The sequence below is a fragment of the Candidatus Pantoea edessiphila genome (genome assembly GCF_002933345.1).
Classification (GTDB): Bacteria; Pseudomonadota; Gammaproteobacteria; order Enterobacterales; family Enterobacteriaceae; genus Pantoea_C.
Genome location: NZ_PDKR01000001.1, coordinates 268,670 through 282,130 on the forward strand (window position 1 = coordinate 268,670; position 13,461 = coordinate 282,130).

The 13,461-nt window shown below is 26.7% G+C and carries 10 protein-coding genes, 1 tRNA gene and 1 pseudogene; 1 reads left to right on the top strand and 11 read right to left on the bottom strand.

Annotated elements, in window-relative coordinates; genetic code table 11:
• Window positions 1–88 precede the first annotated feature (88 nt).
• The 10 genes and pseudogenes from CRV09_RS01255 to sixA all read right to left on the bottom strand — a co-directional run bounded on the left by CRV09_RS01255 (window position 89) and on the right by sixA (window position 11,400).
• Window positions 89–658: a UbiX family flavin prenyltransferase gene (locus CRV09_RS01255; RefSeq protein ID WP_136132318.1), complete on the bottom strand. Its 570-nt coding sequence runs from the start codon at window positions 656–658 to the stop codon at window positions 89–91.
• Between the two features lie 115 nt (window positions 659–773).
• Window positions 774–2,204 (bottom strand): annotated as a pseudogene (gene purF, locus CRV09_RS01260) (amidophosphoribosyltransferase); the annotation flags it as partial.
• A gap of 4 nt (window positions 2,205–2,208) precedes the next feature.
• Window positions 2,209–2,730: a CvpA family protein gene (locus tag CRV09_RS01265; protein ID WP_158675179.1), complete on the bottom strand. Its 522-nt coding sequence runs from the start codon at window positions 2,728–2,730 to the stop codon at window positions 2,209–2,211.
• Between the two features lie 370 nt (window positions 2,731–3,100).
• Window positions 3,101–4,372, bottom strand: a complete 1,272-nt coding sequence (folC, locus tag CRV09_RS01270; protein WP_136132320.1) for a bifunctional tetrahydrofolate synthase/dihydrofolate synthase — start codon at window positions 4,370–4,372, stop codon at window positions 3,101–3,103.
• 68 nt (window positions 4,373–4,440) lie between these two features.
• Entirely contained in the window at window positions 4,441–5,343 is a 903-nt protein-coding gene (gene accD, locus CRV09_RS01275; protein WP_136132321.1) for an acetyl-CoA carboxylase, carboxyltransferase subunit beta, read from the bottom strand.
• Window positions 5,344–5,549: 206 nt separating this feature from the next.
• A complete protein-coding gene (gene truA, locus CRV09_RS01280) occupies window positions 5,550–6,347 on the bottom strand; it encodes a tRNA pseudouridine(38-40) synthase TruA (protein ID WP_136132322.1) in 798 nt (265 codons plus the stop codon).
• 803 nt (window positions 6,348–7,150) lie between these two features.
• The gene (gene fabB / locus CRV09_RS01285; protein ID WP_136132323.1) at window positions 7,151–8,371 is read right to left on the bottom strand and encodes a beta-ketoacyl-ACP synthase I; all 1,221 of its coding nucleotides are present in this window, start codon (window positions 8,369–8,371) and stop codon (window positions 7,151–7,153) included.
• 250 nt (window positions 8,372–8,621) lie between these two features.
• Entirely contained in the window at window positions 8,622–9,710 is a 1,089-nt protein-coding gene (gene aroC, locus CRV09_RS01290) for a chorismate synthase (RefSeq protein WP_136132324.1), read from the bottom strand.
• 51 nt (window positions 9,711–9,761) lie between these two features.
• On the bottom strand, window positions 9,762–10,661 hold the full coding sequence (gene prmB / locus CRV09_RS01295) for a 50S ribosomal protein L3 N(5)-glutamine methyltransferase (protein WP_136132325.1): 900 nt from the start codon (window positions 10,659–10,661) through the stop codon (window positions 9,762–9,764).
• Window positions 10,662–10,926: 265 nt separating this feature from the next.
• Window positions 10,927–11,400: a phosphohistidine phosphatase SixA gene (gene sixA / locus CRV09_RS01300; protein ID WP_136132326.1), complete on the bottom strand. Its 474-nt coding sequence runs from the start codon at window positions 11,398–11,400 to the stop codon at window positions 10,927–10,929.
• Window positions 11,401–11,774: 374 nt separating this feature from the next.
• Between sixA and CRV09_RS01305 the strand changes: the two genes are divergently transcribed.
• Window positions 11,775–11,846 (top strand) — tRNA-Arg (locus tag CRV09_RS01305).
• 197 nt (window positions 11,847–12,043) lie between these two features.
• Here CRV09_RS01305 and CRV09_RS01310 read toward each other — a convergent pair.
• Window positions 12,044–13,300, bottom strand: coding sequence for an Nramp family divalent metal transporter (locus CRV09_RS01310; protein ID WP_136132327.1), 1,257 nt, complete (start codon window positions 13,298–13,300; stop codon window positions 12,044–12,046).
• Window positions 13,301–13,461 lie beyond the last annotated feature (161 nt).

Here is a 13,461-nt window from a genome sequence, read left to right on the forward strand (position 1 = left end):
ATAGCATTATTATGCTAAATAACAATATTATAAATAAATTTTAGAAAAAACACATTATATAAATATTAATTTTAAATAATTAAAAATTCTATATACCTTTCCAACGTGTAAATAAATCTTTTGACAAAACAATATCAAATTGATCAATAATGCGGTTAACTGTTTGATCTATTATTTGGTCAATCGTTTTCGGACAATGATAAAATGCTGGAGTTGTTGGCATGATAATAGCACCTAATTCAGAAGCAGCAATCATCATGCGCAAATGTCCAATATGTAACGGTGTTTCTCTTAAACATAATACTAATTTTCGTTTTTCTTTTAATACAACATCAGCAGCACGGATTAATAGTGAATTACTGTAACTGTGAACAATACATGATAACGTTTTAATTGAACATGGTAAAATAATCATACCAATAGTTTTAAAAGAACCTGATGAAACACTAGCGGCTAAATTTTGAACATTATGTACTACAGTTGCTAATTTTTGGATATCATGTAAACTACAATCATTTTCTATTTTTAGTGTATGGTAGGATGATTGGCTCATTATAAGATGGGTCTCTAGTTCTTTTACTTTTTTTAATACTTGAAGCATACGTAAGCCATAAATAATACCACTAGCTCCTGTAATACCAATAATAAGTCTTTTCATCACTCGACCTTATCATAGTATCTATGATATTAATTTTATCTATATAAAATAGAAATAACTGATTTATCTTTATGATGTATATTATAAAAATATTTTAGTCAGTTTTATATTTACTTAAATATTCTTTATCGATATCCTTAGTTATATAGATACCGTCAAAAACTGAACATTCAAATTTAACAATATCTTTATTTTCTTCACGTACTGCTTCAATTAAATCATTCAGATCTTGAAAAATTAATTCATCTGCCTTTAATATTTTACGAATTTCTTCTAATTTACGACCATATGCAATAAGCTCTGTTGAGCTTGGCATATTAATACCATAAAAATTTGGAAATCTAATTTCTGGTGAAGCAGAAGCAAAATAAATATTTTTTGCTCCAGCTTTACGTGCCATTTCTATGATTTTTATTGAAGTAGTACCACTAATGATAGAATCATCTACCAGTAATATATTTTTATTAATAAACTCAGTTCTATTAACATTAAGTTTATGTTTCAATGCTATATTACGTAAATTTTTCCCTTTCATTATAAACGTACGACCAATATACCTATTTTTTACAAAACCATGACGATATGGTTTATTAATAACATGTGCTATTTCTAATGCAATCTCATTAGAGGTTTCTGGAATTGGAATTACAACATCTATATTGAGATGTTTCCATTTACAAGAAATTTTTTTGCCAAGTTTAGTACCCATTCTAATTCTTGCACTATAAACAGATATTTTATCCAAAAAAGAATCAGGTCTAGCGAAATAAACATATTCGAATAGACATGGATTTTTTTTTGGATTTTTAGCACATTGATTAGCAAACAATTGACCTTTCTGATTAATGAAAACAGCTTCTCCTGGTTCAATATCTCTAATAAATTCAAAACCAACTGTATCTAAAGCTACGCTTTCTGAGGCAACCATATATTCAATGCGTCCATCTATAAGAATACGTTTTCCCAATACAATTGGACGTATTCCATTAGGATCCCTAAATGCTACTATTCCATGGCCAATTATCATAGAAACTACTGCATAACCACCTCTTATTCGTTGATGAACACTATTGACTGCTTTGAATATATCGTTAGATTGAAGTAAAGCATTATCTTTAAAAAGACTTAATTCTTGAGCAAATATATTTAACAAAACCTCCGAATCTGAAGTTGTGTCAATATAACGACGATTGTTTTTAAATAAACTATTTCTTAATTCACTAGCATTAGTTAAATTACCATTATGTGCTAGAGTAATCCCATAAGGAAAATTAACATACAGTGGTTGTGCTTCAAAAGAACTTGAGCTACCTGCCGTCAAATACCTAACATGACCAATTCCTATATTACCTTTTAAATATTTCAAATGTTTTTTTTTAAAAACATCTTTTACTAAACCATTGGCTTTCCTTAAACGAAAACAATTTAATTTATCTATAGAACAAATACCTGCAGCATCTTGTCCTCGATGTTGCAGCACTGTTAAAGCATCATATAGAGATTGGTTTATTGGCACAAAACCAACAATACCAACGATACCACACATGTTATTATTTCCTTGTCGAAAATGATTTTTCAGCATTTTCATCAAAACGAAAGATTCTATATGTTTTTAAATAATCAAATAAAATTCTAACAACATAATTAATATGAGGAATTAAATGGGATCTTTTCCAATCTTCATCTTTTGGAATATCAGTAAAAACGTTCATGCAAAAAATAATTAAAGCCATTACTAAAATACCTCTGATTGCTCCAAAACACATTCCTAATATTCTATCAGTGCTTGATAAGCCCCTTTTTTTTATTAAAAATCTAATAATATTACTTAATATTGTCCCTGTAATCATAGTCATGATAAAAGGTATCACCAAGGATATAATTTTACTAATTAAATTATTTCCGTAAAAATCTGAAATCCATTTCATAACATATTGATGAGACTGATGAGATACATAAAATGCACATATCCAAGTGGTTAGAGATAAAGCCTCATGTATAAATCCACGAAATAGACTAATAACAATTGAAATGCTAATAACTATAATTATAAGATAGTCAATCCAAATCATTTTATTATCCATCCGTATATTTTAAAGTTTATTATCAATAATAATTAATATTTAAACAGTAAAATCTAAATATAATGTATGTTATTTGATTAAACATTTAAATAAATTTAATTGTATATTAATAAAAGAATAAATTAATATTTTAAGTATTTAAAATCATTAGAACCAAAAAATAATATTTTACTGTTTTAAAAAGTTAAATTTTACTAATTTTTTAATATTTAAAATAATTTAATTACGTGATTAAATTTAAAATCAGATTACATTTAACTAATATATATTTACACTATTTCTTTACTAAGATAAATATATTTATTTATAATAACTTGTACTAATTATCTAATAATATATTATTTAACAAATTGAAATTTTAGTGTTTATCAAAAAGTTTATTTATTGAAGTTATTTTCATAATTTCAGTTACAGTTATAAATGAACCGAATACTAAAATGATATCTTTAGGTTCTGCATTTTCAAGTGCTTTTTGCCATGCACTTTTAATATCTGAAAAAATATATGAATTCTGTAGGTATAATGCAAGTTGATCAGCTTTAGCTCCTCGTGGACAATTTAAAGTAGCACAATACCAGTAATCTATTTGATTAATTAAAGCAATTAAAGTTCCCTTAATATCTTTATCTTTTAACATACCTACTACTGCATGTGTTTTACCTCTTTTTAGTAATTTATTTAAACGATGAGATAAATAATTTGCTGCATGTGGATTATGAGCTACATCAAGAATAATATGTGGTGATTTACATATAGTTTGAAATCTACCTGGTAAATTTATTAATGGTAATTGTTCATAAATAATTTTTGTAGGTATTTTAAATCCTGAAGTACGCAAAGCTATTAGAGCAACAGCGACATTAGATAATGGAATTTGCGTAAAAGGTAAATTATTTAATAATCCATATCTATCAAATAAAGACCAACTGTTCTTTTTTTTATAATAAAACCAATCTTTATTAACTTTTAATAATGTTGTTCTTTTTTCTTTTGCGATTATTTTAAATTTATAAGGTATATCAGGTTCACCTATTATTGCTAATTTCCCTGAACGAAATATTCCAGCTTTTTCGATACTAATTTTTTCTCTATCTGAACCTAGTAGATCCATATGATCAAGAGCTATGTTAGTAATAATTGCAACATCTGCGTCAATTATATTAGTAGCATCAAGTCTACCACCAACACCTACTTCTAAAATAATTACATCGAGGTTTGATTGTTTAAATAGTATTAGTGCTGAAAGTGTACTAAATTCGAAATAAGTTAATAAATTATTAATACGTTTTTTTTCAATTTCTATAAAGCTATAAATATGTTGTTTCTCATCTAATAAATTACCTTGAATACGAATCCTCTCAGTATAATTTAAAAAATGTGGTGAACTATACACGCCAACACGGTAGCCAGCTTGTATTAATAACATTTCTATAACACGACAAGTAGTACCCTTACCATTAGTCCCAGATACAATAAAAACAAATTCTTTAGGTTGTAATAATTTTAAACTTTTTGCTACTAATTTTATGCTTTTTGTGTCTAAACAAGTTTGTTTATTAATAAATTCTAAATAATTGAGCCATGATGCTAATGAATCTGTCTGTTTTGGTAGTTTTATATTATTTTTTATATCTATTTTCCTTTTTTATAATTGGTGTCTTATTAAATAAGACTTGATATGTAAATTAATTTTAATAATTATTGTTGTTTATTTATAAAAACAAATTTTTCATTATTATCAATCGCTGGTGCAGGTAAATTCATTAATTTTGATAATATGTTTGCTAATTTATAACGCATTTGAGGTCTCCTAATTATCATATCAATAGCACCTTTTTCTATGAGAAATTCACTACGTTGAAAACCTAAAGGAAGTTTTTCTCTTACTGTTTGTTCAATAATTCTAGGCCCAGCAAATCCTATTAAAGCTTTTGGCTCCGCTATATTGAGATCACCTAACATAGCAAAACTAGCAGAAACACCTCCCATAGTTGGATCGGTAAGCACAGAAATATAAGGTATACCTAAATTCTTCATTTTAGCTAATGCTGCACTAGTCTTAGCCATTTGCATTAAAGATATTAAAGCTTCCTGCATTCGTGCACCACCACTAGAAGAGAAACAAATTAATGGACAATTATCTTTAATAACTTGTTCTACTGCACGCACAAAACGAGAACCAACTACTGATCCCATCGATCCACCCATAAAATTAAATTCAAATGCTGCAGCTACAATTGGAATATTGTATAATCGTCCTTTCATAACTACTAATGCATCCTTTTCACCAGTTTCTTTTTGAGCATTTAGCAAGCGATCTATATATTTTTTTGAATCACGAAATTTAAGTAAATCTTTAGGTTTAAATTCTTTGCCTAATTCTAATGTAGTGTTTTGATCTAATAAACTGTTTAAACGATCTCTGGCTTTTATTCTCATGTGGTGATCACATTTTGGACATACTTTAAAATTACGTTCTAGTTCAATACGGTATAATATTTGACAACATTTATCACATTTAGTCCATATACCATCTGGTATATTACGACGTATAATAGGAACAATTTTTTTTTTATTAGGTATTCGTTCTATCCAACTCATTTATGACTTATCCATGTATAATGTATTAATATTCTAATTGATATTAATTTTAAATTAATCAACATTATCTTTACATAAAGATATTTAATGTATAATCTTATTTAATTAATATTATATTAGTAATAAAGTAAAAATACATTTAAAGTAAATTTAATAAATTTTAATAAACTATTGTTTATTAAAAAATGATTAATTCTATTTATATTTTAGAAAAATAGTGGTCCTATCGGTGATTTAGGTAAGCAAAAACATAAAGGATAATCTACTTCGACTAAATACAACCCTTTTGCTTTTGCTGTTGCTAATCCAAGTATTCTATTTTTTGCTAGTAAAAGTGTTTTCATCCAAGATGATGATTTTTTTCCGCATCCAATATCAATTAAATTTCCGACAATATTACGAACCATATGATATAAAAAAGCATTTGCTTTAACATCAATTACTACATATTTTCCTTGACGTATTACATTAAGATGAATTAAATTACGTCTATGGTTACTTAATTGACTAGAAGAATCACAAAAAGACGTAAAATCATGTTCTCCTATCAAAAAACTACCAGCATGTTCCATCTTTTTTTCATCCAAAGGGTAATGAATATGAGCTAAGCCATTGATAAAAATGGATGGACGAAGGTGATTATTATAAATAATATAACGATATCTACGTGCTGTAGCGCTAAATCTAGCATGAAATTTATCAGAAACTACTTTAGCCCAAATAATAGAAATACTATCTGGCAAATTAGTATTAACACCTGATGTCCAAGCTTCAATACTACGCTGAGTATTTGTTTTAAAATGTACTATCTGCCCAGTACTGTGTACGCCTGCATCTGTACGTCCAGCACAAAAAACATTTATTGAATGATTAGCTATTTGTGATAAAGCATGTTCTAATTCTTCTTGTATACTAAGCGCATCTGCTTGACGTTGCCATCCATGATATTTAGTGCCATCGTATTCAACACAAAGCGCTATTTTTTTTGAAATTTTAATAAAAATACCTCTTTTACATTTTATTTATTTAATAATTTATTATTTAAAATAACATCATTATTTTTATTTGAAATTAAGACTATTAGTCTGAAATAAATATTTCATAAATAGATTAATTAAAGAAAACATTATTAATATTTAAAGTTATTTTCAGTTATATTTAATAAAATATACATAAAATTAACATAAAATAATAAACCTAATTATTATTTTAGATAATAAATATATTTGTTAAAAATTTTTAAATTTTAAATAATAAATAAGATCAATTTTATACATATATTGCAAGTAAAATGTATTATAAATAAAATTATTTTATAAACAAAAACCTTAATTTAGGGATTATTTTATATAATATCAATAAATAATCATCAGTATATAATTTAGATTATCAGATAAGTTTTTGTTTTTTAAATAAACAGTAATATGTTAAGCACTAATATTCATTTTTCAGTAAATAGACTGATAAACTATATTATCCTTACCACATATCTGTTAAAATTTTATACTATTTATATTTGTTAATATTTTTAAAGTTTTTTTATTTATTATAATATTTAAATAACAAATAATTTTTAATTATTATCTAATTAAAAATAAAACATCATATTTTAGATTAGATTTAATAAAAATGATCTTTTCCAAAAATTAAATTATAACTTACAACTTACTAAGATTTTAAGGATTAGTAAGTTAATATCTGATGTGAATGTTAATTTAAAATTATAAAAAACTAAAATATAAGATATTGATATACTAAATTATAATAATAAAAATTTTTATTTTATAAAAGTAATTTCACAATTAAACTAATATTTACGCATTATTAAAGTAGCATTAGTACCACCAAAACCAAAACTATTAGACATAACAGTTTTAAGAGCCTTTTTTTTAGTTTGGGTAATAATATTCATTCCTACAGCAGATATATCTAAAGATTCAATATTAATACTTGGTGCTATAAACCCATATTCTAACATTAATAAACAATAAATTGCTTCATGTACACCAGATGCACCTAATGAATGACCAGTTATAGATTTAGTAGAAGATATACTAGGTATATTATTACCAAAAACTTTGCGAATTGCTTCTAACTCTATTTTATCTCCAATTATTGTTGAAGTTCCATGACTATTCAAGTAATCAATATTAAGAGGACATGTGTAATTTTGCATTGCCATTTTCATACAACGCACTGCGCCATCACCAGAAGGAATAACCATATCTACACCATCTGATGTAGCTGCATAACCAATAATTTCAGCATAAATATGAGCACCACGATTCAAAGCATGTTTTAATTCTTCTACTACAATTATCCCACCACCACCTGCAATGACAAAACCATCACGTTTTTCATCATAAGCTCGAGAAGATTGTTTAGGATTGTTATTATAACCTATTGATAATGCACCCATAGCATCGAATTCACAAGCCATTTCCCAACTTAATTCTTCACCTCCACCTGCAAATATAATATCTTGCTTGCCTAGTTGAATTTGTTCTACTGCATTACCAATACAATGTGCAGAAGTAGCACATGCAGAACTAATTGAATAATTTACACCATGAATTTTAAAAGCTGTAGCGAGACAAGCAGAAATTGATGAAGCCATAGCTTTAGTTACTATATAAGGACCTACTGCTTTTAAACCACGTGGACTTCGCATTGCATCAGCACCAAATACTTGAAAACGTGGAGATCCTCCTCCTGAGCCAGCGATTAAACCAACACGAGGATTATTTTGATACATCTGAACTTTTAATCCTGCATCTCTAATGGCTTCTTTCATCGAAAGATAAGAATAAATAGACGCATCACTCATAAATCTTAAAATCTTCCTATCAATTAAACCAGTAGTATCTAATTTAATATCACCCCAAACTTGACTACGCATTCCAGAATTTTTCATTTCTTCAGAAAAATTTATACCAGAGCGACCTTCAATAAGGGAATCCAATACTTCTTTCTGAGTGTTTCCAATACTAGAAATTATTCCTAAACCAGTAATTACAGCAGATTTCATTAAAACCTCATCCGAGATAACTTAAAATTAGAGTAAAACTTATTATTTATTTTTAGAATCTTAAAAATTTAATTTTTTAATTTTTAAGCATAATATAAGACTTTTATAATTTTATATAAATTATTTTAGTAGTTATCATTAAATAATGTTTAATATTATTAAAAATAAATTATAGTACAATTATTGTTGTATCAATTAAATCAACTTTAAACAATATAAATTATTGTATTATTTAAGAAAATTAAATTAATTATCGTTGATAAGATTGAATAGAAATTATATCAGAACATTGAGCATTATTTCTTAATAAATGATCCATTAATATAATAGCCATCATTGCTTCAGCGATAGGGACAGCACGAATGCCTACACATGGATCATGACGCCCTTTAGTTACTATCTTTGTTGTTTCGCCATTTTTATTAATTGTATTTCCTGGTTTTGTGATACTAGAAGTAGGTTTTATTGCTATATTAGCAATAATAATTTGACCACTGCTAATACCTCCTAAAACTCCTCCAGCATGATTACTTTGAAAGCCATTATTGCCAATTTCATCTCTATGTTGACTACCTTTTTGATTTACTACTGCAAAACCATCACCAATTTCTACTCCTTTTACTGCATTGATGCTCATTAGAGCATGAGCTAAATCTGCATCCAATCTATCAAAAACTGGTTCACCTAGTCCAGGAGGTACATTTTCAGCAGTTACTGTAATTTTAGCTCCAATAGAATCACCTTCTTTTTTTAAAGAACGTATTAATTTAGCTAATAAATCTAATTTATTTGGATCAGGACAGAAAAAAGGATTTGTTTCAATAACATTCCAATTTTTAAAATCGCAATTAATATTTCCAATTTGTGATAAATATCCTCTGATTAATATTCCGTGTTTCATCTTTAAATAATTTTTTGCAATTGCACCTGCTGCTACGCGCATAGCAGTCTCGCGAGCTGAAGAACGACCACCACCTCTATAGTCACGTATCCCATATTTCTTTTCATAAGTATAATCAGCATGTCCTGGGCGAAATAAATCTTTTATATTATTGTAATCCTGTGAACGACAATCATTATTTGCAATGAATAAACCTATTGGAGTTCCTGTTGTAATACCTTTAAATAAACCTGATAGTATTATTACTTGATCTAATTCTTTGCGTTGTGTAGTATAATTGGAAAAACCTGGACGCCGACGATTAAGGTCACTTTGTATTAAGGATTCATTTAATGGAATTCCAGGTGGCACTCCATCAATAATACAACCTAATGCTATTCCATGCGATTCGCCAAATGTTGTTACTCTAAAAATTTGTCCAATACTATTCCCAGCCATATATTTTCCTTTTTGATTATTATTTAATCTACCTAAAAAGAAAATTGTACATTAATTAAGTTGTTTACGTGTTATCATAAAAACTCCATCACCACCATTATCTAATTTTAACCAAGTAAAAGGTATATTTGGATATTGCTCAATCATTTTTGTTTTATTATTACCTACTTCACAAATAAGAATACCGTCATCACTAAGATAATTTGGAGCTCCATCTAAAATAAGATTTATAATTTTTAAACCGTCACTACCAGATAATAACCCTATTTTAGGTTCATGATGATACTCATCAGGTAACATATCTAGCTCTTTCATACTAACATATGGTGGATTAGTAATAATAAGATCATACTTTATATTAGGTAATTTACAAAATAAATTAGATTTAACTAAATTAACATTTTTTATTAAATGATGCTTTCTAAGATTTTTTTTAGCAACATCTAAAGCCTCTTTAGAAATGTCAACTGCATCAATTGTAGATTCTGGAAAATTATAACCACAGGCTATTGCAATACAACCACTGCCAGTACACATATCTAAAATGTAATTAGGTGGATGTTTAATTAAGCCTATGAAATTACTTTTTATTAATTCACCAATTGGAGAACGTGGTATAATTACTCTTTTATCAACATAGAATTCATAACCACAAAACCAAGATTTATTAGTTAAGTAAGCAGACGGAATATATTCATTAACACGACGTGCTACAAATTTTATAATGCGATTACGTTCACTTGTAGTTAAACGTGCACTACTAATTTCTTCATGAATATCTATTGGTAAAAAAATGGCAGGAAGAATTAATTGGACTGCTTCATCCCAAGGATTATCTGTACCATGTCCATAGCAGATTTTAGCATCTACAAAACTGCTTACTGCCCAGCGAAGCATATCTTGAATAGTACTAAGTTCATTTAATGCTTCTTCAATAAGAATTTGATCCATATTAAACACCTTTTAATATAGTAATTTTAATTTAACTTATAAAAAAAAGAAATAAAATAATAAGATATAAGACAATATCAAAGAAAATGATAAATAAATTTTAATACATGCTTTTTAAATTAATAAAATATAAACTAGTTTGCTTTTAAAATCTTTTTTAATTAATATGAAGAATTGTTTAATAAACTTTTGGCAGTAAATTAATAAAGTAAAATAAATTAAATACGTTATAAGTAATCTATATAATAAATGTGGTTTATTTTTCTTATTTTATAATATCAGATGGATTGATTAACCATACTATCTTATGCTTTTTTGTAATAAAGCAAAAATTTATAAAAACAATAGAAGAGGTTGCAAATTCAATTAATTTTTCTTCAGGACACAGAACATTAATTAAATTAATTATTAATGGTAAATGTGATATTAATAACACCGATTTTATTCCTTGACTTTGCATTCTTTTTATATATTGAATAACTGATAAAGACTTTCCGTCTGGTGTTAAATCTAAATTGATGTCTTGACTTGTAAATTTCAAAATATCTTTTATTGTCAAAAAGGTTTGTATTGTTCTTTTATAAGGGCTAATTAGCACTGATTCAATATAAACATCATTATCTTTAAGCCAATTTGCAATAAGACATGATTCATTAATACCACGCAGCGTTAAAGACCTATTTTTATCGCTTTTTGCTCCTAATAAAGCATCACCATGTCTCATGATAAAAATTTGCATAAAAACTCCAAGTTTATAATAATAATTATCTTTAATTGAAATTATTTTATAATAATTATATGTTTAATTATATGTTCGAAACCGAAGTAAAATTATATTAATGATATAGCTGTATCATATCCATGTAATAAAATTATAATTTTTAGTTTAAAATTAATTTTAGATAATTATTTTTAGACTACTACTTAAAGGATTAATTATTTTAGTTAACAAAAACCTTCTCTCAATAAAACTGATTTTTAACTGTATAAAATTTATGACTTAAAATTATTAAATAATATAGATTAAAATCTTAATATAACTAGACTTAATATAACTAGATGTTAACATACTATTATTAACAACAATTTTAATTAAAAAATTTAAATTTATAAGTCCTCTTAGTTAAATGGACATAACGAACCCCTCCTAAGGGTTAATTACAGGTTCGATTCCTGTAGGGGACATATTAACTAGCAAAAAAACACTTAATTTTTTAAAAAAATCAAATTATTATTAAAATAATAAGACTTAATTGGTCAAGCATACATAATTACATTTTTTTAGATTAATTTATAATGAATGTCATAGGTATTAAATTATAAATCGCATAGCTAACTTTAACTCCAATATTAATCTAAAATATATAATTTAAAAATTAATTTTAAAATGGTGTTATATTACCCATAAGTTCTCCTACTATAAGATAAACATTTAATACAACTACAATTAATGTGATCAATATGGCTATATTATGTAATAGGTATGAATTAGCCATTTTATCACCCATTATTTCATGATTGCTTGTAAAAGAAATTAAAGGAACCAGTGCTAATGCTATGCCAAAGCTTAAAAATACTTGGCTTAAAATTAAAATATGTGCTATATCCCAACCTACCCAAATCACAATAAAAGATGGTATCATGGTTATAGTTCTTCTAAACCATAAAGGTATTTTAAAATGTACAAAACCCTGCATTACAACTTGACCTGCCATTGTACCAACTACTGTAGATGATAGACCTGCTACTACTAAGCTTAAGCTAAAAATAGTTGCTGCAGCTTGTCCTAAAATTGGTTTTAAAGTTAAGTAGGCTTGATCTAATTTATTAATGCTAGTAAATCCGCTAAAATGAAAAACCGCAGCGGCAGTTGCCATGATAGCTAAATTTACAAAACCAGCAATAGTCATAGCAATTATTACGTCTAATTTAGCAGATGTATAACGTTCTTTTATGCTACTATTACCATCACTAGATTGAGTTAGAGCCGAATGCAAATATATCACATGCGGCATAATAGTTGCTCCTAATATGGCGGCTGAAAAAAATACTGTCTCGAGATTTGGTAATACAGGCAAAGCAATACCCATAAATAATTCATTAATTTTTGGTTTTGAAAAAAATAACTCAACAGCATATGCACCAGCTACAAAAATCAATAAAGAACCAACTACTATTTCAATGTATTTTTGACCATAATTTTGAAGAAATAAAATTAAAAAAGTAGCTATTCCAGTTAAAATTGCTCCCTGAAAAAGAGTAATATCTAATAATAATTTAAAACCAAGTGAAGCTCCAAGAAACTCTGCTAAATCAGTTGCTATAGCAATAATTTCAGCTTGAATCCAATAAAACCAAACTAATGGAGGCGAAAATCTATCTCTAATATGTTCAGCTAGATTTTTACCAGTAACAATTCCTAATTTAGCAGACATTAATTGTATTACCATGCCCATAATATTTGCCCATACTATTACCCATAATAATTTATATCCATAAGCAGTACCAGCTTGAATATTAGTTACAAAATTACCAGGATCAATATAACCTATTGCAGCAACAAATGCTGGTCCTAATAATACTAATTTAACTCTTTTTATTCCCTTAATAAGGTTTCCAATAATACTTGTTCCAAACATATTCAGTATCCTATCTGAACATTTATTAAATTTTATAGTAATAAAAATTTATAGTAAATTTAATTTTATACCGAAAATTATAATTATTAGCAATTGCTATAAACATTTAAAAAAACTGATCATGGCAATTGTATAATCAAAACGATATATAGAGAAGTATC

Coding starts and splice junctions, on each gene's coding strand:
- CRV09_RS01255 (WP_136132318.1), bottom strand. CDS start 658: ATGAAAAGACTTATTATTGGTATTACAGGAGCTAGTGGTATTATTTAT.
- CRV09_RS01265 (WP_158675179.1), bottom strand. CDS start 2,730: ATGATTTGGATTGACTATCTTATAATTATAGTTATTAGCATTTCAATT.
- accD (WP_136132321.1), bottom strand. CDS start 5,343: ATGAGTTGGATAGAACGAATACCTAATAAAAAAAAAATTGTTCCTATT.
- fabB (WP_136132323.1), bottom strand. CDS start 8,371: ATGAAATCTGCTGTAATTACTGGTTTAGGAATAATTTCTAGTATTGGA.
- aroC (WP_136132324.1), bottom strand. CDS start 9,710: ATGGCTGGGAATAGTATTGGACAAATTTTTAGAGTAACAACATTTGGC.
- prmB (WP_136132325.1), bottom strand. CDS start 10,661: ATGGATCAAATTCTTATTGAAGAAGCATTAAATGAACTTAGTACTATT.
- sixA (WP_136132326.1), bottom strand. CDS start 11,400: ATGCAAATTTTTATCATGAGACATGGTGATGCTTTATTAGGAGCAAAA.
- CRV09_RS01310 (WP_136132327.1), bottom strand. CDS start 13,300: ATGTTTGGAACAAGTATTATTGGAAACCTTATTAAGGGAATAAAAAGA.